Below are 22,464 nucleotides of genomic sequence, written 5' to 3' on the forward strand. Positions count from 1 at the left end.
CTACAGATACCGCAGCTCCTGCAGATCCACTTCTCGGATCATCTTCTTCGCCGTGGCCTCGTCGATCTTGCGCGCGCGCGCCAGACGGGCAAGTTCGTCCCGCTCGGCCGCCAGACCCGCCAGCCACAGCGTTCGCTCCACCGCATCCATCTTTCGCGTCAGGGCCGCATCGTCCTCTTCGGTGAGCGTATGCGTCTCGATGCGCTGGCGATAGACCTCCATGATCCGACTGGCGATGTCGGAATAGAGATCGGGGTTCGGCTTGCCCTCGGCCATGGCGTGCGACACATCTTCGATCGCGCGCAGGGCGGCCGTCGCAGCGGCGATGTGACCGCGGTTCTCGTCCTGCTCGTGCGTGGGCTCCGGCGGCAGTTCGACGTTCTTCAGCAGCCGCGGTAGGGCGAAAGTCGCCACGACCAAGGACACGATGATCACGCCCGCCGCCAGGAAGATGGCCAGGCTGCGCGACGGCATCGGCGATCCGTCGGCCAGGACGAACGGCAGGGTCAGAATACCGGCCAGGGTGATCGCGCCCCGTACGCCCGCCAGCGACATCACCATCGTCAGCCGCAAGCCGACCTTGGCCGGCGGCCCGCGATGTCGGCGACGAAACAGGGTCAGCTTCAGCGAGGTCCAGACCCAGATGAACCGCAACGCCGCCAGAGCCGCGACGATGCCGAAGACATAGACCGCCAGCCACCAGACCTCCGGGCGGCTGGTGCCGGCGACCACCTCGGCCGCGCGCGACATGATCGAAGGCATCTGTTCGCCCAGAATCACGAAGATGATGCCGTTGGCGACGAACTGCACCGTATCCCAAACGACGCTGCGCCGGATCCGCGTCATCGCCATCGACTGTCCGCCAACCTTGCCGCGTTCCGTGAAACTCATCGTCACGCCCGCCGCCACCGCCGCCAGAATCCCCGAGGCATGCAGTTCTTCCGCCACCAGATAGGCCGCAAACGGGATCAACAGGCTGACCAGTATCTGCGCCCCGACATCCTCGCCCCAACGGCGGCTGACGAAGGCCTTGGCGTAGCCGATGGCCATCGTCACCAACACCCCGACCGCGACGCCCGCCAGCGCCAGCCAGGCGAAGGTCCCGATGGCGCTGCCGATGGAGAAAGCGCCCGTGGTCGCCGCGATCACCGCGATCCGCATACAGGTCAAGCCGGTCGCGTCGTTCAGCAGCGATTCGCCTTCCAGGATATGCATCAGCCGCTTGGGAATGGGCGCGCGCGAGGCGATGGCCTGGACCGCGATAGGATCGGTCGGCGACAGGATGGCGGCCAGGGCGAAGGCCACCGGCAGCGGCATCTCCGGGATCATCCACCAGATCATGAAGCCCAGGCCGACAACGGTGAACAGCACCAGCCCGAGGGCCAGTTCCAGGATCACGGCTCGGTCGCGGAACAGGGCCTCCTTGGGAATGCGCCATCCGTCGAGGAACAGCAGCGGCGGCAGGAACAGCAGGAAGAAGATGTCCGGTTCCAGATCGACCGTCTTGCCAGTCACCAGAACGATGACGGCCCCCAGCCCGATTTGCACCAGCGGCAGGGCGACGCGCGTGATCCTCGCGATCGAACCCGACACCACTACGGCCAGAAGCAGAAGCAGGACGGTTTCGATCAGATGCATGGGAACTCAGTCGGCCAGGTCGGGATACAGGCGTTCGAATCGCCCGAGCGCCGCAGGATGCAGCCGGACCATGACATGAGTACGGCCAAGCTCGTCCGTCTCGCGCTGGGTGATCCGGCCGTGCTCGTAAAGCCAGGCCAGCGCCTCGCCTTGTTCGGGCTCCAGGGTCAGTCGGGTCTCGGGGTCGTCGTCGATCAGGCCCGCGATGATCTGGCGAAGAGGTTCGATCCCCTCGCCCGTCCAGGCCGAAACGGCGACCGCCTCGCCTTCCTTGGCCAGACGTTCGGCCTGGCCTAGCACGGCCTCGCGCGCCTCGTCGTCCAGCAGGTCGATCTTGTTCCAGACCTCCAGCACCCGACGGGTCTTGCCCTCGGGCGTCTCGATCTGTTTCAGCACCGCCTCGACATCCTTGGCCTGGGCGTCGCTGTCGGCCGATGCGATGTCGCGGACGTGCAGGATCAGGTCGGCCTCGCCCACCTCTTCCAGGGTTGCGCGGAAGCTCTCGACCAGTTCGTGCGGCAGGTCGGAGATGAAGCCGACGGTGTCCGCCACGATGGCCGGACGGCCCTGTGGCAGGCGGATGGTGCGCTGGGTGGTGTCCAGCGTCGCGAACAGCAGGTCCTTAGCGAAGACCTCGGACCCCGTCAGCCGGTTGAACAGGGTCGATTTGCCGGCATTGGTGTAGCCGACGAGGGCGATGGTCGGGAACGGCGCCTTCTGGCGTTGTTTCCGGTGCAGACCACGCGTCCGGCGCACGTCCTCCAGCTCGGCCTTCAGCTTGACGATCCGGTCGCCGATCAGTCGACGGTCCAGCTCGATCTGGGTTTCGCCGGGACCGCCGGTCGAGCCGGTGCCGCCGCGTTGCCGCTCAAGGTGGGTCCAGGTCCGCACCAGCCGCGACTTTTCATAGTCCAAACGGGCCAGTTCGACCTGCAATCGACCTTCCTTGGTCCGCGCACGTCGTCCGAAGATTTCCAGGATCAGGCCGGTGCGGTCGATGACCTTCACCTCCCATTCCTTCTCCAGATTGCGTTGCTGCACCGGCGTAAGGGCGTCATCGATGATGACAGCCTCTGCGTCTGCGGCGCGAACCAGGGCCGCCAGTTCCTCGACTTTGCCGCTTCCGAACAGGGTGGCAGGCGTGGTTCCACGCAGTCGCACGATCTCTTCGGCGCGCACGTCAAGGTCCAGCGCGCGGGCGAGGCCCACGGCTTCCTCAAGGCGCTCGCTCGCCAGCCGAGGGCTGTCCGAGCGTCGGTCGGGATGGATGACGACCGCCCGGATCAGCGGAACGGAATGGTCGATCAGTTTTTGGGTCAATCAATCTTCTTCGGCGTCGGGCTCGTACAGTTGCACGGGCGCGGACGGCATGATGGTGGAGATGGCGTGCTTGTACACCAACTGGGACTGGCCATCGCGGCGCAGCAACACACAGAAGTTGTCGAACCAGGTTACGATGCCCTGCAGCTTGACCCCGTTCACCAGGAAGATGGTCAGCGGCGTCTTGGTCTTACGGACCGAGTTGAGGAAGGTGTCCTGAAGGTTCTGACGTTTGTCTTGCGACATGGCAGGTTTTTCCTGTTCTTCATTGTTCGTCGCCGTGGGAGCGGCGTGGCCGATGCGGCCAATCGCGACCTTAACCGCCGCCTAGCCGCACCCGCAACGGTCGGCGCCTGTTTTTCTAGATCATCACGACAAGCGTATTGTTCAAGAGCGTTAAATGAACCGACGGCCATGAATGGAGGCGCCGTGAAACCCGCCGTGGTCGGTGTGGGACAGATCGATGTCTGTTACGCCTGCGGCGAAGAGTATGGCGGCGATCACTGTCAGGTCGTAGTCAAACATGACCATTTCCCCTTTGGACAGATCGCGCAGGGCGCCGACGTTCGATACCGTGGTGAAGTCATCGCCCATCACGATGCGTCCACCGGGAACGGACGCATGACGCGCATCCCGATAGAGTGCGAACTGCAGCGTGACGAACCCGCCCGGCGCCAGCCGGGCCAGCAGGGCTTTCAACAAAGGGTAGCCACGCTCCGGCGGGATGTGTTGGAAAACAATCAAAGAGACGATCCAATCGAACGCTCGATCCGGCAGTTCCCGTCCGAACGCGGCGCTCGTGGGCACATTGCGGCGTGCCTCAGCCAGCATTGACTCCGAGATGTCCACGCCGAATGCATCGCCTGTCCTAGCAGCCAGGGCGCGCGTCAGCCGTCCGACTCCGCAGCCGAAATCAAGAGCGGACTTTGGTTCGAAGTCGGGGTATCGCCCTTTCAGCCTGCTGACCTCATGCTCAACCGCATACTCGCCGCTCCGAAAAAAGTCGGCCAAAACCTCGTCCGTCAATCGGTCAGATTTGAAGCGAGGATCCGTCAGAACGCCGTAGTAGGGATTCGTACGACCGATCTCTTCCCAATCCGCATCGGTGTCACGCGGCGTCGCTTTTGCGGCCGTGCGACCAAACAGAGTCTTGAGCATCGTCATTCCTCAAACAGCGTCGCGGCGCGCCTGATCAAGATAGACCTCACGCAGGCGGGTCGCGATCGGCCCGGGCCTGCCGTCGCCGATCTTCACGCTGTCCAGTGAAACCAGCGGCATGACGAAGGAACTGGCGGCGGTGACGAACACCTCGCGCGCCCGCTTGGCCTCCTCGACCGAGAAGGGTCGCTCGTCCAGCTCGATGCCCTCGGCCGCGATCAGTTTCAGGATCGCCTCACGCGTTACGCCGCGCAGAATGTTGGCCTGCGTATCGCGCGTCCGCAGCCTGCCGTGCTCGTCCACGATCCAGGCGTTGGTGGACGCGCCTTCGGTGATCAGACCCATCTCGTCGTACATCAGGCACTCATAGGCGCCGCGTTCGCGCGCCGCCTGTTTGGCCAGCACGTTCGGCAGCAGGCCTACCGTCTTGATGTCGCAACGGCCCCAGCGGATGTCGGGTCGGGTCACGCCTGCCGCCCCCTTGGCCGCCATCGCTTCGCCCTTGGCTAGATCGAGCCTTTTGGCCGTCACGATGACGCTGGGCGCGATGTCCGTCGGAAAGGCGTGATCGCGCGACGCCGTCCCACGCGTGACCTGCAGATAGACCAGCCCATCGCGAACCCGGTTGCGCCGGATGGTCTCGCGCAGCACCACGCCCAAAGACGCCGCGCTCATGGGGATGTCGATCTTCAGCTCGGTCAGGCTGCGGTGCAGGCGGGTCATGTGGCCTTCGAAATCGGCCAGCCTGCCGTCGAACACCGACCAGACCTCATAGACACCGTCCGCGAACTGGAAGCCCCGGTCCTCGATATGGACCACGGCCTCGCCGTGGGCGCTGTAGGCGCCGTTCACATAGGCGACGCGGGACATCAGGCCGGCTCTTCCTCTTCGCCGCCGCGCGCGGGGGATACGCCCAGCGACTTCAGCTTTCTGTGCAGGGCCGACCGCTCCATGCCGATGAAGGCGGCGGTGCGCGAGATATTGCCCCCGAACCGCATGATCTGGGCCGCCAGATATTCGCGCTCGAACACCTCGCGCGCCTCTTTCAAAGGCAGCGCGATCGTGCGCTCGCCGCCCAGCGACGAAGGCCCGCCGTTCGAGGTCGCTACCTCCTGCGGCAGCATGTCGGCGGTGATCGTCTCGGCCGGATCGCCGGTCGCCAGGATCAGCAGCCGTTCGATATTGTTGCGCAACTGACGGATATTGCCCGGCCAGGGATGAACCTGCAGCACCGCCACCGCATCGTCGCCGATGATCCGCTTGGGCAAGCCCTGCGAGGCGCTGATCGTCTCGACGAAATATTCGACCAGTTCGGTGATGTCCTCACGCCGCTCCGATAGGGCCGGCACGCGGATCGGCACCACGTTCAGACGATGGAACAGGTCCTCACGGAACCGCCCCTCCGCGATCTCGATCTTCAGATCGCGCGATGTGGAGGTCACGACGCGCACATCGACCTGCACGTCCTGCTCTCCGCCCACCCGGCGGAACCGTTGATCGACCAAAACCCGCAGGATGCGGCTCTGGCTCTCGCGCGGCATGTCGCTGATCTCGTCCAGATAGAGCGTACCGTTGTGGGCGCGTTCGAACACGCCGATCTTGCGCGGCCGGCCGTCCTGGCCCTCCTCCCCAAACAGTTCGAGATCCAGCCGCTCCGGCGTCATGCCGGCGGCCGAGATGGCGACGAACTCTGCGCGGGCGCGTGGGCTGGCCTCGTGGATCTGGCGCGCCACCAGTTCCTTGCCGGACCCGGCCGGACCGGAGATCAGGACCCGGCTGTTGGCCTGGGCCACCTTGGCGATGGTGCTGCGCAGCGCCTGCGCCGCCTGCGACCGGCCGATCAGGCCCGACGGCGTCATGGTCTGCACACGCAGTCGACGGTTCTCGCGCCTCAGGGTCGCCGCCTCTATGGCCCGCTCGACCACGACCACCAGCCGGTCCGACTTGAACGGCTTTTCGATGAAGTCGTAGGCGCCGCGCTTCAACGCCGTGACCGCCGTCTCGATATTGCCGTGGCCCGAGATCATCACCACCGGCAGGTCGGGGTCCAGCTCCTTGACCACCTCCAGCAGTTCCAGCCCGTCCAGACCACCGCCCTGCATCCAGATATCCAGGATCGCCAGCGACGGCTTCCTGGCTCGGATCGCGGCCAGGGCCTCATCGGAGTTGGCGGCGACGCGCACGGCGTGCCCCTCGTCCTCCAGCAGGCCGGACACCAGGTCGCGGATGTCGGCCTCGTCATCGACGACGAGAATGTCGGAACCGGTTGGTCGCATCTTGCCTCGCTATTCGGCGGCCAGGGTCTGGAGCCTGCGCTCCGCACCGTCGCCGCTTTTGCCGTGGGGTTTTAGGGGGAAGATCATGCACACGCGCGCGCCGCGAAGCGTTTCGGCGTCGGCCAGCTTCAACTCGCCGCCGTGGTCCTCGCAAATGCGTTTGACGATGGCCAGGCCCAGGCCGGTGCCCTTCTCGCGCGTGGTGACATAGGGTTCGGTCAGGCGGTCTCGGTCACGCGCCGGCAGGCCGACGCCGTCGTCCTCGACGACGAAGGTGGCGACGCCGTCCTCGACCGTCAGGGAGGCGATCACGCCCGCATTGTCCGACGCCGCCGCCTCTCCGGCCGTCAGACGACGCGCCGCGACGGACTCGCCGGCGTTCTTCAGGATGTTGATCAGCGCCTGCCCCACCATGCGGCCGTCGGCATGCAAGGTCGCCTTGGGCAGGGGTTCGGTGATGTCCACCACGATATCCGGAGCCGCCACCCGCTGGGCGAACACCGCCTCGCGCAACATTTCGGCCGGGTCTTCAGGGGCGAAGCGTGGCGCCGGCATCCGCGCGAAGGACGAGAACTCGTCCACCATCCGGCCGATGTCCCCGACCTGTCGAATGATGGTGTCGGTGCAGCGATCGAAAATCTCGACGTCCTCGCCGATCCGCGAACGATATTTGCGTTTCAGCCGCTCGGCCGACAGCTGGATCGGCGTCAGTGGGTTCTTGATCTCGTGGGCGATGCGGCGGGCCACATCACGCCAGGCCGCGTTGCGCTGCGCCGTCACCAGACGGGTGATGTCGTCGAAGGTCAGCACCATCTCGCCGCCCAGCCCGCCCTCGATACGGACCCGTAAACGGCTGGTATCCCCGCCGCGACTGACGTCGATGTCTTCCTCGATATGGGCCTCGGCGCGGCGCACCAGATCGCTGAGTTCGGGCGACAGGGCCGCCAGTTCGTGCCCCAGCACCTCGGCGTCTTCAATGTGCAGCAGTTGCAGGGCGCTTTCGTTGATTGCGGAAACCCGACCGCGCTTGTCCAGGCCGATGACGCCCGCGCTGACGCCGGACAGGACGGTCTCGATGAACCGGCTCCGGTCGTGGGCCTCGTCACTGGCCGCCTTCAGCGCCGCCTGCTGCGCCTGAAGATCGCCGGTCATGCGGTTGAAGGCATCCGACAGGGTGGCGATCTCGGCCGGAGCGCCGTCGCTGTCCACCCGCGCGGTGAAATCGCCGCCCGCCACCTGCCCCGCCGCCTTGACCAGCCGCCCGATGGGCGCGGAGATGCTGCTCGCAGCCGACATCCCCAGCCAAACCGCCCCCACCAGCACCAGCAGCGCCGTCTCCAGATAGCTGAGGATGAAGGCCGACTGGATCCGCGCACGGCTGTCCTGCGCCTCGCGATAGGCCTGGATCGACTGGATCGACGTATTCATCCGCGCCACCAGCCCGTCCTGCAGCGGACGCACCAGATAGAGATAGGCGTCGCCATAGGCCGGCAAGGCGATGATCGACCTTACGGCGTCCGGGTTCTGGGTGACAGTTTGCGGTGGTTGCCCCCCGTCGGCGGCGGCCGCCAGTTCATCGCGTGGCGGCGCGAGATATGGAGGCGCGCCCGGCTTTTCGGCGCGGGCCAGCACCTCGCCCTGGCTGTCCAGAATATAGATGGCGGGATAGCCGAAGATGTCGCCGACTTGGCCCAGGGCGTCGTTGAACTGGATGCGATCATTAAACAGGCTTCGAGCGCTGCCCAACTGATCCGAAATCGTCACAAGGTCGGCGTCCATAGCCGAGGACACGTCCTGAATGTAGGCGCGACCCACGATGGCGCCGTTTTCGACAGAAGCCTGTACGTTTTGGCTGAACCACTGGTCCACGCCGCGGTTGACCAGCACACCGAACACCAGGGCGATCAGCACCGACGGGATCAGCGCCACCATCGAGAACAGGGCGACGAACCGCAGGTGCAGGCGTGACCCTGCCTCTTCCTTGCTGCGGGCCAGCGTTAGGACACGCCGTCCCACAATGAAGGCCAAACCGGAAATCAGGACCAGATTGCCGGCCAACACGATCAGCGCGATCTGACTGCTTGATCCACGCGCCGCGCCCGAGGTCGCGCCGGGCGCTACAGCGACCAGCCAGATCGCCGCCGCCGTGATCGCGACGGCCAGGAAAAACGCCAACCCGAACCCGGTCCGCGCCCGCTCCGTATCGACCCACCCCCAGAACGACCCATCATCCGACGCGAGGTCGGGCGGAGAGGTCTTCGCTGAAGGCGTATCCGTCATGCCACAGCAGTCTCCAACACCTGTGGCGCATTTTCAACAGCAGACTTGCGCATTTGCGGCAAATCCGGCCGCCACAGGTCCTGCATGGCCGCTTCAACAGCCTGTGGCTCGTCCAGTCGGCAAATTCTTGCCTTGGCCTCACGTCGGTGTTGCGGATCGGCCGGCCAGGGCGCCTGTTCGATATACCAGCCCAGATGCTTGCGGAACATCTTCAGCCCCAGCGGCATGCCGTAGAATTCGACCGACGCCCGCAGGTGCTCGATCACGATGGCCAGCCGTTCGTCCGGCCCCGGCTCCTCCAGCGCCACGCCGTCGGTCAGCGCCCGCTCCAGATGCGCCGCCAGCCACGGCCGGCCATAGACGCCGCGCCCCAGCATCAAGCCGTCGGCGCCCGACCGCGCCAGCGCCTCGCGCGCCTCGTCGGCCGTGATGATGTCGCCGTTGACGATGACAGGAATGCCCACAGCCGCCTTGACCGCCCCGACCGCATCCCAATCCGCCCGGCCGGTATAGAACTGCTTGCGCGTACGGCCGTGCACCGTAACCGCCTTGACGCCGATATCCTCGGCGCGCTTGGCCAGTTCGGCGGCGTTCCTGCTGTCGTCGTCCCAGCCCAGCCGCATCTTGACCGTCACCGGCCGGCTCGTCGCCTGAACCGCCGCCTCCATGATCCGGCAGGCCAGATCGGGCGTCCGCATCAACGCAGAACCTGCAGCCGAGCCCGTGACCTCCTTAGCGGGACAGCCGAAGTTCAGATCCACGATGTCCGCCCCGGCCTTTTCGGCCATGCGCGCGCCCTCGCCCATCTGTTCGGGATCGCGCCCGACCAGCTGGATCACGGTCAGCGGCAGGCCCGCCCCCACGGCCGCACGCCGCACCACGTCGGGTCGCGCGCGCGCCAGCTCTTTTGCCGCCACCATCTCGGTCGCGACATAGACGGCGCCCAGTCGCGAGGCGAGCACGCGGAACGGCAGGTCCGTGATCCCGGTCATCGGCGCCATCAGCACCTGGCCGTGCACGGTCACGTCGCCGATCTGTAAGGTCTTGGCCATAGGCGTCTTTCGCAGCATCCCAGCCCCCTTCGTCAAGCATGACCACGGCCGATTGATGGTTTCGCCCCGTCGCGGCGCGCACTATCAAGGCCGCCATGACATTCTCGGGCATCATCGTCGCGGCTGGTTCCGGTTCGCGCGCCGGCGGCGACAAACAGTGGCGCACCTTGGGCGGCAAGCCCGTTTTGCGCTGGTCGGCCGAGGCTCTGCTGAACGCCGGCGCCGACGAACTGATCGTCGTGGTCGCTCCCGACGCCCTGGATCGCTTGGCGGACCTGCTGTCCGACCTGCCCCGATGGCGGGCCGTCGCAGGCGGAGACGTCCGCGCCGATTCGGTTCGCGCCGGTCTGGCGGCCCTGACCTGCGCGCTGGATCAGCCGGTGTTGATTCACGACGCCGCACGCCCCCTGCTGGACCGCGCCGTCATCGAGCGCCTGCTGTCCGCCCTCGAAACCGCCGACGGCGCCCTGCCCGTCCTGCCTGTCGCCGACAGCCTGCGCCGTGGCGAGGCCGAGGTGATGACCGATGTGGTGGAACGCGACGGCCTGTGGCGCGCCCAGACGCCCCAGGCCTTCCGCCGTCGCGTGATCGAGGCCGCCTACGCCGCCTGGACCGATGCCGACGCACCGGCCGACGAAGCCGTCGTCGTCCAGCGCAAAGGCGGCAAAGTCGCCCTGATCCAGGGCGACCCGCGCCTGATGAAACTGACCTATCCCGAGGATTTCGCCATGGCCGAGGCCCTGCTGCCCCGTCAGACCCGCATCGGCTCCGGCTACGATGTCCATCGCTGGGGGCCGGGCGGCTCGGTCTGGCTGTGCGGGATCGAGGTGCCTCACGATCAGACGCTGATCGGTCATTCCGACGCGGACGCCGGTCTTCACGCACTGACCGACGCCATCCTGGGCGCCATCGCGGCGGGCGACATCGGCGATCACTTCCCGCCCACCGATCCGAAATGGAAGGGCGCCTCGTCGGATCAGTTCCTGATCCACGCCGCCGAACTGGTCGCTCAGCGCGGCGGGCGCATCGTCAACGTCGACGTCACCCTGATTTGCGAGCGACCCAAGGTGAAGCCGCATCGCCAGGCCATGCGCGACCGCATCGCCGCCCTGCTGAACCTTCCGCTGGACGCCGTCAGCGTCAAGGCCACAACGACCGAGGGCCTGGGCTTCACCGGACGCGGCGAAGGCTTGGCCGCCCAGGCCGTGGCGACCGTCGAGCTGCCGGTGCCCTAACGCGCCGCCATCTCCATCTGCCGGACCAGCGAGCCGAACAGATTGACGTAATCATCCGCCCACGGACGAACCGTCGTCGGCGACAGGTTGCGCCAGCGCCCATCCTCGCTGAAACCCTCCAGCGACGCCTGGCTCTTGCCGATCAGCAAGGCTTCGGTCGACGCCTCGGCCATGTCCCCCTGACCTGACTGTTCGATATAGACCTGATGCAGATGCGGGACCTTCAGCGCCTGCGCCGCCGCCTCGGCCGGCAGGGTGATCTCCAGGTTCCGGTTCGACAGGTGCAGCACCATGACCCCATCCGGCGCCAGCAGTCGCAGATAGCCCCGGATCGCCTCGACCGTCAGCAGGTGCGTCGGCACGGCGTCGGACGAGAAGGCGTCGATGACCAGCAGGTCGTAGGATCCCGCCGGCTCACGATCCATGGTCAGCCGCGCATCCCCCATCACCGTCCGCACCGGCCCATCCGCGCACCCGTTGATGAAGCTGAACCATTCGGGATCGCGCGACAGCCGGTCCACCATCGGGTCGATCTCGAAGAAGGTCAGTTGGTCCTGCGCCCGCTTGTAGGCCGCCATGGCCCCCGATCCCTGGCCCACCACCCCGACCCGCGCCCCTTCCAGACGGCGCGCCTGCATCTGCAGCATCGCTTGGCCCAAGGGCGTGGAGGTCGCGTAATAGAGGGTCGGCTGACACAGGTTCTGCGCCCCTTGCGCCTGCGCCCCATGCAAGGTCGTGCCGTGCATCAGCACATGGACCGGCCCGCCCATCAGCGGATCGTCGATCTTGGCCACCCGCATTACGCCAAAGAAGCTGCGCTCCGACAACGCCCAGTCATAGCCCCGCGCGAGGTGGTAACCGGACCAGACGATCGAGGCCAGAACCACGGTGAACAGCACCGCCCGGTCCCGCACCAGAAAGGCGAACAGGGTCGCGATCCCCAGAACGCCCTGCGCGATTCGCACCAGCTGAGCATCGGGCACGGCCGCGCGCACGTCGGGCGCATACCGCACCGCCTCCATCGACAGCGGCCCCAGGAAGGCGATGACCACGCCCCCGACGCAGCAGATGATCTCCCACGGCCGGATCTCGCGCCGGCTCCAGGGCCGAAGCAGCCCCGCCGCGACCAGAACCAGCGGATACTCCCACACCATGTTGAACACGGCCGGCGCGACCAGGCCGTTGAAGACCCCGCCGACAACCCCGCCCAACGACAGCAGCAGATAGAATTCCGTCAGCCGATCCGGCGCCGGCCGCCGTGCCGCCAACCGCTGGTGACACATCAAGGCCGTGAAGAAGAAGGCCGCCAGATTGACCGTGAAGACAAGCAACCACTCGCCCGTTCGAAACGCGATCAGGGCCGCACACGCCGCCACCGCCGCCGCCTGCAACGCCAAGCCCAGGACCGGCGGAATGGCCGGTAGTGTCTGGAAGGCGATCACGAAGGTCAGCAGATACAGCGCCAGTGGTATGACCCACAGGAAGGGCGCCGAGGCCACGTCCGTGGTCAGATGCGCCGTGACCCCCAGCATCAGGCTGGACGGCGCGGCGGCCAGCAGGACCAGCATCCCCTTCTCGCGCCAGGCGATGGGCGGGCTGACCGTCAGCGGCGCCGGATCGGCGGTCCCGACCTCGCGCCGCCGCCACACCTGCACCCCGAGTATCACCACCATCAGCACGAACAAGCCATAGCCGAGGCTCCAGCCGATCCGCTGGTCCGACAGACTGGCCAGCGGCTCGATCAGCACCGGATAGGCCAGGAGCGCCAGGAAACTGCCCAGGTTGGACGCGGCATAAAGCACATAGGGGTTCTTGCCGTCGGCATGGCCCGCACGCACTCGCGCATACCAGGCCTGCAGCAAGGGCGCGGTCGCCGACAGCACCGCGAACGGCGCGCCGACCGACAGAGTCAGGGTCGCCAGCAGCCATAGGGTCGGCTGCGACGGATCGGGATCGCCCAGCAGGCCGCTGATCTGCAACGGCAGGAAAAGCGCCGCCAGGATCAACAGCCCCAGATGCACCCCCACCTGCACCCGCATCGTCGGGATGCGCTGCAACAGGTGGGCATAGGCGTAGCCCGCCAGAAGCGCGGTCTGGAAGAAGACCATCGAGGCGTTCCACACCGACGGCGATCCGCCCAGCGTCGGCAGCACCAGCTTCGTCACCATCGGCTGGACGACGAAGACCAGACAGGCCGAGGTGAAGATGGCGACGGCGAACAGGATCGGCTGGGTGCGATCCCATGTCTTGGCGGCAGGGGGCAGCGGATCGACAGCCTCGGTCATGGCTCTGGTTAGAGCGGGACTCGCAGCCTATGAAAAGGCCATGTTTGCCCAAGACATCCAGCGCAAGGCGCAACAGATCGTCGCAACCGCGACCGAACGCGGCCTGATGCTGGCCACGGCCGAAAGCTGCACCGGCGGCCTGGTCGCGGCGGCCCTGACAGAAATTCCCGGCTCATCTTCCGCGCTGGACAGGGGCTTCGTCACCTATAGCAACGACGCCAAGATGCAGATGCTGGACGTGCCGGAGGCGACCCTGGCCGCTCACGGCGCGGTGTCGGAGGCGACCGCCCGCGCCATGGCCTTGGGCGCCGTCGCCCGGTCGCGCGCCGACGTCTCGGTCTCGGTCACCGGCGTCGCCGGTCCCGGCGGCGGGTCGGACGAGAAACAGGTCGGCCTGGTGCATTTCGCGGCATGTGGTCCCGCCGGTTTGATCCACCGCGAGGAGCGATTCGGCGATATCGGCCGCGACGCCGTCCGCCTGGCCAGCGTCCGCGTCGCTCTGGACATGCTGGCGGACCGGTTGGCGTGAGCGATTCCGTCGTCGTCGACGCAAAGGGCCACCGCTGCCCTGTACCCAGTCTCAGGTTGATGAAGGCGATGACCGGCGCACCGCCCGGCTCGCGCTTCGTCCTGCTGGCCACCGACCCGATGGCGCGGATCGATGTGCCCTTCCTGATGTCTCAGAAGAACGGCCGGATGATCGGGGTCGAAGAAGCGGACGGCCTGCTGCGTCTTACGGTCGAGACCGGCGAATCGCGCGACGCTCCGACAGATTGACCACGCTGGCCGGTTCCTGGTCGGCCACAGCCCGAGCCCTGGCCGCCAGTTCCATCTCGGTCGCGAAGGCGCCGCCGTAGAAGATGGCGTTGACGTTCCACGACAGCCAGATCAGCAGCACCACCACGGCGCCGACCGACCCATAGGTGGCCCCCAACGGCGCGATCTGCTCGACATAGATGGCGCACAGCCACGACGACACGACCGACATCAGTGTCGCCACCAGGCCGCCCGCCGTCGCCGGCAGCCAGGCCACCGGCGTCCGGTGGCTCATGGCGTAGCGATAGAGCAGCGTCAGCCCGATCACGAGCCCGACGGCAGGCAGGAAGGCGTCCAGCGGCGCAATCCCGCTGCGCATCGGCGATCCCGCGGCCGCTGACGCATGAGCCAGGATCCGCACCGTCACGACCGCGCCGGACACCACGGTGAACAGGGCGAAGGCGAAGATGGCGACGAAGAAGGCCAGCAGGTTGAACTTGAAGAACCCATGCGGCTCGGTCTCGTCATGGATCAGGTTCAGTCCCGCCAACAAAGCCTTGAATCCCCTGTGCGCCGCATAGGCGCCGACGAACAGCGCAAAGGCGCTCTGGGCCGACACAGTCCGCGCCGAGGCGTTGCTGAGCCGCGTGATCTCGCCCTGGAAGATGTTCTGCGCGGCCTTGGGCAGCAGGTCCGACAGGGCGGCCGCCTGGGCGCTGACCTCGCTGATCGACAAGCCCAGCTTGTAGAAGCCGATCAGGATGGCGATGGCCGGAAACACCGCAAGCAGGGCGAAGAACGACACACCGCCCGTATAGAGCATGACGTCGCGTCCCCAGCTGCGGGCGAAGGCCCGCACGGCCAGTCCGCCCCAGAATCCGGGCGCCTTCAGGACCGATCGTGTCAGCTGTTCGCTCAAGCCGGTCCCCACAACCGTTGCAACAAGCGGCGGAACCTAGCGGATTTCGTCGGTCGCGAAAGTCTCATCCGCGTGAGGACGGACTTTCTCGTGGACGCCTTGGTTCCGCCCGCCGTGACATTGCATCCTTAACACCCTCGTCGCTATGGTCTGCGCGTCTCCGGCTGGCTATGAGCGCGGCGACTTACGGAGACGACCGGCTTGGCTTTCGACGCGCGTGTATTGATCCTGGCGGCTGACGACGGCCGGATCGGGCCGCTCGCTGCGGGGCTGGACGCGCTGGGCTGGCGCACCGTCACGGCCCGCGACCTCGTCTCGGCCGAGATGACGCTTCAGGACTTTCCGCTGGAAGCCGCCGTCATCGACATCGCTGCCTTCGGCCTGGACGTGGCGATGCGCCTGCGCGCGGCGGCCGAGCCGCGCCGCCTGCCCATTATGGTCATCGGCGCCCGCCCCGATTCGATCAAGGGCGCGGACCTGACCATGTCCGCCCCGCCCCATCCGGCACAGGCCGCCCTGCGGCTGGAGCAATTGGGTCGCGCCGCCATCGCCGAGGAAGAGTTTCACCTTCGGGTGACCACCTTTGCAAAGCAGGACATAAAGCTGGATGTCCGTTTCGATGATGATGGGCCGCTGCGGGTTCTGGCCGCAGGCGTCGCGGATCGCCGCTTCCTGGCCCTGTCCAACGCCCTAACCGCTGCGGGCGTCGAGGTCGTCGCCGCCCCCACCCCCTACACCGCCTTCGACTATCTGCATGAAAGCCCGTTCGACGCCGCCGTGCTGTGGGGCGCCGAGGATCATGCCCCGGCCCTGTCCATCGCGGCAGGCATGAAGCGCAACACCCGCCTCTATCACATTCCGCTGATGCTCTATCTGCGCGGCAAGAACGAGATCAGCCTTTCCGAGCTGTTCAACCGCGGCTTCGCCGACGTCGCCTCGGCCGAGACGCCGGAGGGCGAGACGGCCGAACGCATCCTGGCCCTGGCCGGCGCCCACCGCACCCATTTGGGCATCCGCAAGACCCTGGATTCGGTGCGCAGCCTTGAGCTGATGGACCCCGCGACGGGTCTGTTCACGCCCGAATTGTTCGCCAGCCATCTGGGCCGCGTCGCCGAGGCGTCGCGCGCGCGCAAGCGCCCGCTGTCCGTTTGCGTGCTGCGCGTTCGCGAAACCGAATCCGTCACCTGGGCGCGTCAGGGCGGCTGGCTGGACCGCGCCATGCCCCAGATCGGAGCCATGGTCTCGCGTCTGGTCCGCGTCGAGGACACGCCCGCCCGCCTGGCCAAGGAAGTCTTCGCCCTGGCCCTGCCCGCCACCCACGCCGAGCCGGCGCGTCTGGCGGCCGAACGGATCGCCGCCGTCATCGGCTGCACCGCCTTCGACGCCGGCCCCGACCGCTCGCCCTTCGTCGCCGAGTTCGATGTGGGCGCCGCCGAGATGCAGCCGAACGAAAGCGCCGCCGCCCTGCTGGAACGCGCCTCCGCCGACCTGTTCGAAAAGACGCGCTGAGGGCTTACGCCCCCGCCACCCGCGCCAGGTCGGCGGTGATCCGCTCCGCCACCTTCAGCCGCTCCTCCGCCGTCGGCCAGTCGCCCGTCACCACGATCTTCTGATCCGGCCGGATCTTCCAGAACGCCTGGTTCTTCTGGATCAGGCCCACCAGACCCATCGGGTTCGGGAAGCTGTTGTCACGCAGGGTCAGCACCGCGCCGCGCGGCCCGATGTCGATCTTCTCGATACAGGCCCGGCGGCAGTTGGACTTGATGCCGACGATCTTCAGAAGTTGCTGCGCCTCGTCCGGCAGCGGCCCGAACCGGTCGATCAGTTCGGCGGCCAGGGCTTCGCGATCCTCGGCCTGTTCGGCGTCGGACAGGCGGCGATACAGGCTGAGACGGACATTCAGGTCCGGCACATATTCCTCTGGAATAAGGACGGAAGCGCCGACGTTGATCGACGGCGACCAGCCGCGATCCACATTGGCCCCCTCGCCCTTCTCGCGCAGTTCCGCGACCGCGTCCTCCAGCATCTGCTGGTACAGTTCGACGCCGACCTCGCGGATATGGCCCGACTGTTCGTCGCCCAACAGATTGCCGCCGCCGCGCTGGTCCAGGTCGTGGCTGGCCAGCTGGAAGCCGGCGCCCAGATTGTCCAGCGACTGCAGCACCTGCAACCGCCGCTCGGCCGACAGGGTCATCGGCTTGACCGCATCCGTGGTCAAATAGGCGAAGGCCCGCGCCTTGGACCGGCCGACCCGGCCCCGGATCTGATACAGCTGCGCCAGGCCGAACATGTCGGCGCGGTGCACGACCAGCGTATTGGCCGTCGGGATATCCAGCCCGCTCTCGACGATGGTGGTCGAGACCAGCACGTCGTATTCCCCGTCGTAGAAGGCGCTCATCACCTCCTCCAACTGGGTCGGCGCCATCTGGCCGTGACCGACGACGAACTTCACCTCGGGCACCTGCTCGCGCAGGAATTTCTCGATGGCTGGCAGGTCCTTCAGCCGCGGCGCGACATAATAGGCCTGGCCCCCGCGATATTTCTCGCGCAGCAGGGCCTCGCGCACCAGCACCGGATCCCACGGCGTCACATAGGTCCGCACCGCCAGGCGATCGACCGGCGGGGTGGCGATGATCGACATCTCGCGAATGCCCGACAGCGCCATCTGCAGGGTGCGCGGGATCGGGGTGGCGGTCAGAGTCAGCAGATGAACGTCGGCGCGCAGCGACTTCAGCTTCTCCTTGTGCTTGACGCCGAAGTGCTGCTCCTCGTCGACGATGACCAGGCCCAGGTCGCGGAAGCCGACCTGTTCGCTCAGCACCGCATGGGTGCCAACGACGATCTCGACCGAGCCGTCCTTCAGCCCCGCCCGCGTTTCCGCCGCCTCCTTGCCCCCCACCATCCGCGACAGCTGGCGCACCTTGACCGGCCAGCCGGCGAACCGTTCGGTGAAGGTCTTGTAGTGCTGACGCGCCAGCAGGGTGGTCGGCGCTACAATGGCCACCTGCTGCCCCGTCATGGCCACGACGAAGGCGGCCCGCAGCGCCACCTCGGTCTTGCCGAAGCCGACGTCGCCGCAGATCAGGCGATCCATCGGCGTGCCCTTGCCCAAATCCTCCAGCACGTCGCCGATGGCGTTCAGCTGGTCATCCGTCTCCTCGTAGGGGAAGCGGGCGCAGAACTCGGCGAACAGGCCCGGCGGCGGCACGACCGCATCGGTCTCGCGCAGCGCCCGCTTGGCGGCAAGCGCGATCAGCCCCTCGGCCATGGCGCGCAGACGTTCCTTGGCCTTTGACTTGCGCGCCTGCCAGCCGGCGCCGCCCAGCCGGTCCAGCTGCGCGCCTTCTGAATCCGAGCCGTATCGGGTCAGAAGATCAATATTTTCAACCGGCAGATAGAGTTTGCTCTCACCGGCGTACACCAGCTCCAGGCAGTCGTGCGGCGCCTGCTGGATATCCAGCGTCTTCAGACCTTCGTAGCGCCCGATACCGTGATCCAGGTGGACCACCAGGTCCCCGGTCGTCAGGGCCGAAGCCTCGGCCAGGAAGTTCGACGCCCGCCGTTTCTTGCGCGGCCGCGCCAGACGGTCGCCCAGGATGTCGGTCTCGGAGATGACCGCGACCTCGTCCGTCGCAAACCCATGCTCCACCGGCAGGACGCCGCGCAGATACAGGTCCTTCGGCGCGGTCTGGACGTCGGCCCAGTCGCGCACGGCGACGATATGATCCAGGCCGTGGTCGGCCAGCATGGTCGCCAGACGCTCCGACGAGCCCTCGGTCCACGAGGCGAACAGCACCCGCTTGCCGGCGGACTTCAGCGTCGCAGCATGGGCCGCCACCGCCTCGAACAGGTTGACGCTGTCCTGCGCCCGCTCGGCCGCAAAGGTCCGGCCCAGCCGGCCGCCCGCATCTTCTCCACCGCCGGAAAACGGCGTGAACCGTCGCACCGCCCGACCCGCCAGCGCCTGGTTCCAGTCGCCGGCGTCCAGATACAGTGATCGCGGCGGCAGCGCGCGATTGGCCGCCGCATTCCCCTTGGTCTTGGCGGCTTCGGCCCGGCCCTCATAGGCGTCGGCGATCAGGTCCCACCGTTCAGCCCGCGCGCTCTCGGCCTGATTGTCGAGGAAGATCAGCGCCCGATCCGGCAGATAGTCGAACAGACTATCCAGCGTCTCGTAGAACAGCGGCAGCCACTGCTCCATGCCCTGACGCCGCGCGCCCTCGCTGATGGTCGCATACAGCGGGTCGTCGCCCGGCGCGCCGAACAGGTTCAGATAACCGGTGCGGAACCGCGAGATGGCCGCCGCATCCAGCAAGGCCTCCGACACGGGCGCCAGCGACACCGCCGTCATCTGGCCCGTCGATCTCTGGGTCTCCGGGTCGAAGGTGCGGATCGATTCCAGCTCGGACCCGAACATGTCCAGCCGCACCGGCTCCTCGAAGCCTGGCGGGTACACATCGACCACCCCGCCCCGCACCGCGAACTCGCCGCGCTCCGACACGGTCGAGGCCCGGACATAGCCGTTGGCGGCGAAATATCGCTCCAGCGCCTGGATATCGAGATCGCGCCCGACCTTGGTCTCGAACCCGGCCTGGGTCGTCACCGACTTGGGCGGGGTGCGTTGCATGGCCGCCGACACCGTCGTCACCACCAGGACCGGGGCGTCGTCGGGCTTGCGCAGGGCCAGACGGGTCAGGGTCGCCATCCGCTGGGCCGCGATGCCCGCCGTGGGGCTCAGCCGGTCATAGGGCAGACAGTCCCAGGCCGGATATTCCAGGATCTCAATCTCTTGAGAAAAGAATCGGAACGCCTGAACGAAACCGCCCGACCGCTGATAGTCGCGCGCCACGAACACGCCGACGCCGCCATCCTTCGCGATCCGCTCGGCGACAACCAGGGCGTCCAGCCCCTCCGGCGCCCCGCCCAGATCGGCGTCGGTCCGGTGCTGCACAGTGACCTGTTGATCCATCAACCGATGCCCTTGCCGACCTCTGTGGCCACATGCTCGCGCATGAAGGCGCGAACCTTGGCCATCACGGGCGTCTCGAACTCGGGCGGGGTGGGGTCACGCTCGATGATCCAGCCGTAGAGCCACTGGTCTTCCTCGTCGATCAGCAGTTCCAGTTGGTCCAGTTCGGCGTCGGTCAGGGTCGGCGCCACCTGATCCGAAAACGGGCCCAGCACCATGTCGGCCTCGCGGAAACCGCGCCGCCAGGACCGGAACTGGATACGGCCCAGCCGCTGCTTGCGCTCCAGGGCCGTTTGGTCGCCACTGTCGTCTTGGGGGATTTCGGTCACAAGCAATCCTGGCCCGGCAAGGTTGAAGGACGTTCAAGCCGCGATCCACCGCGTGGCGAACCTTAGCGTCCTAAAATGGAAGAAGCGCAGATAGCGCTCCTTCGCCCACTTCGCCACCCGTCATGGTCACGCTATGTTCCCGGCGATGCGTCCGCAGATTCTCTTTCCCCTGTTTGCCGAGGTCTCCAGCCTGAAGGGGGTGGGCCCCCGTGTCCTGCCCCTGGTGCAGAAGGTCGCGGGTCCGCTGGTGCGCGACCTGGCCTTCCTCTGCCCCTCCGGCGTCATCGTCCGCCGGCCGATGGAGGCGGCGACCGCCGTGGACGGCGAGGTCGGGATCTTCGAGATCGTCATCGACCGCCTGTTCGTCCCTAGCCGCCCCGGCGCCCCGCTGAAGGTCCGCGCCAGCGACACGACCGGATTCGTTCACCTGGTCTGGTTCGGCGGCTCGCCCCAGCGTATCGACCGGTTGCTGCCGCGCGGCGAGACCCGGCTGGTCTCGGGCAAGGTCGAACGCTTCAACGGCGAGGTCCAGATCGTCCACCCGGACATCGTCACCCTGGACAAGGCCGCCGACATCCCGGCTTCCGAACCCGTCTATCCGGCGACCCAAGGCCTGACCTCGCGCCAGCTGCGCAAACTGGTCCAGGCCGCCCTGCCCGCCGCCCCCGACCTGCCGGAATGGCAGGACCCCGCCTGGCTGAAGAAGCAGAACTGGCTGGGCTGGCGCGCCGCCCTCGACGCCCTGCACGCCCCGGCGGGCGAGTTGGACCTGACGCCCGACGCCCCGGCCCGCCAGCGCCTGGCCTATGACGAATTCCTGGCCCACCAGCTGGCCCTGGCCCGCCGTCGCCGCGCCCGCGAGATCAAGCCCTCGCCCGTCATCGCCCCCGGCGCCGCCTCCGACCACCTGCTCCAGGCCCTGCCCTTCACCTTGACCAACGCCCAGGCCCAGGCCGTCGCCGAAATCCGTCGCGACCTGGCCTCGGGCAAACAGATGGGGCGGCTGCTTCAGGGCGACGTCGGCTCGGGCAAGACCGCCGTCGCCGCCCTGGCCCTGGCCGACGCGGCCTCCAGCGGCTTCCAGTCCGCCCTGATGGCCCCGACCGAGATCCTGGCCCGCCAGCACTACGAAAAGCTCGGCCCCCTGCTAGAGGCGGCCGGCGTCGCCTCCGTCCTGCTGACCGGCCGCGACACCAATGGCCAGAGGCGCGAGAAACTGGCCGCCCTGGCCTCCGGTCAAGCCCAGGTCGCCATCGGCACCCACGCCCTGTTCCAGGACGCCGTCCGCTTCGACCGCCTGGCCCTGGCCGTCATCGACGAGCAGCACCGTTTCGGCGTCAGCGAGCGCCAGCGGCTTCAGGCCAAGGGCGATCCCCGCATCGGCGCCGTCCACCTGCTGACCATGTCGGCCACCCCCATCCCCCGCACCCTGGAACTGACCCAGTATGGCGAGCTGGAGGTCAGCCGCCTGATGGAGAAACCGCCGGGCCGCACCCCCGTCACCACCGCCGTCGTTCCCCTCGCGCGGATCGGCGAGGTCGCCGCCCGGTTGAAGACGGCCCTCGACGCCGGCGCCCAGGCCTATTGGATCTGCCCCCTCGTCGCCGAATCCGAAGCCATCGACCTGGCCGCCGCCGTGGACCGCGCCGACGACCTACGCCGCCTGCTGGGCGTCGAGGTCGGCCTGGCCCACGGCCAGATGCCGGGCGCCGAGCGCGAGGCCGTCATGGCCGACTTTGCCGACGGCCGCATTCCCCTGCTGGTCGCCACCACCGTGGTCGAGGTCGGGGTCGATGTGCCCAACGCCTCCATCATGGTCATCGAACACGCCGACCGCTTCGGCCTAGCCCAGCTGCACCAGCTGCGCGGCCGCGTCGGCCGGGGTTCGAAGGCCAGCTCCTGCATCCTGCTGTACGGCGGCCAGGACGGCACCCTCGGAGAAACGGCCAAGGAACGCCTCGAAACCCTGCGCCGCACCGAGGACGGCTTCGTCATCGCCGAAGAAGACTTCCGCCTGCGCGGCGGCGGCGACCCCCTGGGCCTGAAACAGAGCGGCTTCCCCGCCTACCGCTTCGCCGACCCGATCCGCCACCGCGCCCTGATGCTGGCCGCCGCCGACGACGCCCGCCTGATCCTGAACCGCGACCCCGACCTGACGTCAGAGCGCGGCCAGGCGGTTCAGGTGCTGGAGGAGCTGTTCGACTGGAAGGGCCACAAGTCGGGAGCGGATTGAAAGGGCCGCCTCGC

General features: G+C 67.4%; 17 protein-coding genes. 5 read left to right on the top strand and 12 right to left on the bottom strand.

Annotated elements, in window-relative coordinates:
• From ACK4MH_RS06160 to dusB, 8 genes are all read right to left on the bottom strand, one after another.
• Entirely contained in the window at nucleotides 1–1,638 is a 1,638-nt protein-coding gene (locus ACK4MH_RS06160; RefSeq protein ID WP_409716203.1) for a Na+/H+ antiporter, read from the bottom strand.
• Between the two features lie 6 nt (nucleotides 1,639–1,644).
• The gene (hflX, locus tag ACK4MH_RS06165) at nucleotides 1,645–2,958 is read right to left on the bottom strand and encodes a GTPase HflX (RefSeq protein WP_409716206.1); all 1,314 of its coding nucleotides are present in this window, start codon (nucleotides 2,956–2,958) and stop codon (nucleotides 1,645–1,647) included.
• The gene (gene hfq, locus ACK4MH_RS06170; RefSeq protein ID WP_003164861.1) at nucleotides 2,959–3,204 is read right to left on the bottom strand and encodes an RNA chaperone Hfq; all 246 of its coding nucleotides are present in this window, start codon (nucleotides 3,202–3,204) and stop codon (nucleotides 2,959–2,961) included.
• A 150-nt stretch (nucleotides 3,205–3,354) separates the two neighbouring features.
• On the bottom strand, nucleotides 3,355–4,116 hold the full coding sequence (locus tag ACK4MH_RS06175) for a class I SAM-dependent methyltransferase (RefSeq protein WP_409716208.1): 762 nt from the start codon (nucleotides 4,114–4,116) through the stop codon (nucleotides 3,355–3,357).
• A 9-nt stretch (nucleotides 4,117–4,125) separates the two neighbouring features.
• Nucleotides 4,126–4,986, bottom strand: a complete 861-nt coding sequence (locus ACK4MH_RS06180; RefSeq protein ID WP_409716210.1) for a D-amino-acid transaminase — start codon at nucleotides 4,984–4,986, stop codon at nucleotides 4,126–4,128.
• Nucleotides 4,986–6,392, bottom strand: coding sequence for a sigma-54-dependent transcriptional regulator (locus ACK4MH_RS06185; protein WP_409716212.1), 1,407 nt, complete (start codon nucleotides 6,390–6,392; stop codon nucleotides 4,986–4,988). The genes ACK4MH_RS06180 and ACK4MH_RS06185 overlap by 1 nt, the downstream gene beginning before the upstream one ends.
• 9 nt (nucleotides 6,393–6,401) lie before the next feature.
• On the bottom strand, nucleotides 6,402–8,672 hold the full coding sequence (locus ACK4MH_RS06190; RefSeq protein WP_409716214.1) for an ATP-binding protein: 2,271 nt from the start codon (nucleotides 8,670–8,672) through the stop codon (nucleotides 6,402–6,404).
• Nucleotides 8,669–9,724, bottom strand: coding sequence for a tRNA dihydrouridine synthase DusB (gene dusB, locus ACK4MH_RS06195; RefSeq protein ID WP_409716216.1), 1,056 nt, complete (start codon nucleotides 9,722–9,724; stop codon nucleotides 8,669–8,671). Before dusB ends, ACK4MH_RS06190 begins: the two co-directional genes overlap by 4 nt.
• 95 nt (nucleotides 9,725–9,819) lie before the next feature.
• Here dusB and ACK4MH_RS06200 point away from each other — a divergent pair, with 95 nt between their 5' ends.
• Nucleotides 9,820–10,959: a bifunctional 2-C-methyl-D-erythritol 4-phosphate cytidylyltransferase/2-C-methyl-D-erythritol 2,4-cyclodiphosphate synthase gene (locus tag ACK4MH_RS06200; RefSeq protein WP_409716218.1), complete on the top strand. Its 1,140-nt coding sequence runs from the start codon at nucleotides 9,820–9,822 to the stop codon at nucleotides 10,957–10,959.
• On the opposite strand, the gene ACK4MH_RS06205 is transcribed toward ACK4MH_RS06200, so the two are convergent.
• The gene (locus tag ACK4MH_RS06205) at nucleotides 10,956–13,244 is read right to left on the bottom strand and encodes a spermidine synthase (RefSeq protein ID WP_409716220.1); all 2,289 of its coding nucleotides are present in this window, start codon (nucleotides 13,242–13,244) and stop codon (nucleotides 10,956–10,958) included. The two genes, ACK4MH_RS06200 and ACK4MH_RS06205, sit on opposite strands and share 4 nt — an antisense overlap.
• Nucleotides 13,245–13,284: 40 nt before the next feature.
• Here ACK4MH_RS06205 and ACK4MH_RS06210 point away from each other — a divergent pair, with 40 nt between their 5' ends.
• Together ACK4MH_RS06210 and ACK4MH_RS06215 are read left to right on the top strand one after the other, a co-directional pair.
• A complete protein-coding gene (locus ACK4MH_RS06210) occupies nucleotides 13,285–13,773 on the top strand; it encodes a CinA family protein (RefSeq protein ID WP_409716221.1) in 489 nt (162 codons plus the stop codon).
• Nucleotides 13,774–13,841: 68 nt separating this feature from the next.
• The gene (locus ACK4MH_RS06215; protein ID WP_409716223.1) at nucleotides 13,842–14,021 is read left to right on the top strand and encodes a sulfurtransferase TusA family protein; all 180 of its coding nucleotides are present in this window, start codon (nucleotides 13,842–13,844) and stop codon (nucleotides 14,019–14,021) included.
• Here ACK4MH_RS06215 and ACK4MH_RS06220 read toward each other — a convergent pair.
• Nucleotides 13,978–14,823 carry a YihY/virulence factor BrkB family protein gene (locus ACK4MH_RS06220; protein WP_409716357.1) on the bottom strand — a complete coding sequence of 282 codons (846 nt, stop codon included), beginning with the start codon at nucleotides 14,821–14,823 and terminating at the stop codon, nucleotides 13,978–13,980. The two genes, ACK4MH_RS06215 and ACK4MH_RS06220, sit on opposite strands and share 44 nt — an antisense overlap.
• A gap of 297 nt (nucleotides 14,824–15,120) precedes the next feature.
• Between ACK4MH_RS06220 and ACK4MH_RS06225 the strand changes: the two genes are divergently transcribed.
• Complete coding sequence (locus ACK4MH_RS06225) at nucleotides 15,121–16,428, top strand: diguanylate cyclase domain-containing protein (RefSeq protein WP_409716225.1); 1,308 nt, start codon at nucleotides 15,121–15,123, stop codon at nucleotides 16,426–16,428.
• 4 nt (nucleotides 16,429–16,432) lie between these two features.
• On the opposite strand, the gene mfd is transcribed toward ACK4MH_RS06225, so the two are convergent.
• The gene (mfd, locus tag ACK4MH_RS06230) at nucleotides 16,433–19,888 is read right to left on the bottom strand and encodes a transcription-repair coupling factor (protein ID WP_409716227.1); all 3,456 of its coding nucleotides are present in this window, start codon (nucleotides 19,886–19,888) and stop codon (nucleotides 16,433–16,435) included.
• The gene (locus ACK4MH_RS06235) at nucleotides 19,888–20,217 is read right to left on the bottom strand and encodes a succinate dehydrogenase assembly factor 2 (RefSeq protein ID WP_409716229.1); all 330 of its coding nucleotides are present in this window, start codon (nucleotides 20,215–20,217) and stop codon (nucleotides 19,888–19,890) included. Before ACK4MH_RS06235 ends, mfd begins: the two co-directional genes overlap by 1 nt.
• Before the next feature lie 145 nt (nucleotides 20,218–20,362).
• Between ACK4MH_RS06235 and recG the strand changes: the two genes are divergently transcribed.
• Entirely contained in the window at nucleotides 20,363–22,450 is a 2,088-nt protein-coding gene (gene recG, locus ACK4MH_RS06240) for an ATP-dependent DNA helicase RecG (protein WP_409716231.1), read from the top strand.
• The last annotated feature ends 14 nt before the right edge of the window (nucleotides 22,451–22,464 follow it).

Source organism: Brevundimonas sp. (genome assembly GCF_046295075.1).
Classification (GTDB): domain Bacteria; phylum Pseudomonadota; class Alphaproteobacteria; order Caulobacterales; family Caulobacteraceae; genus Brevundimonas.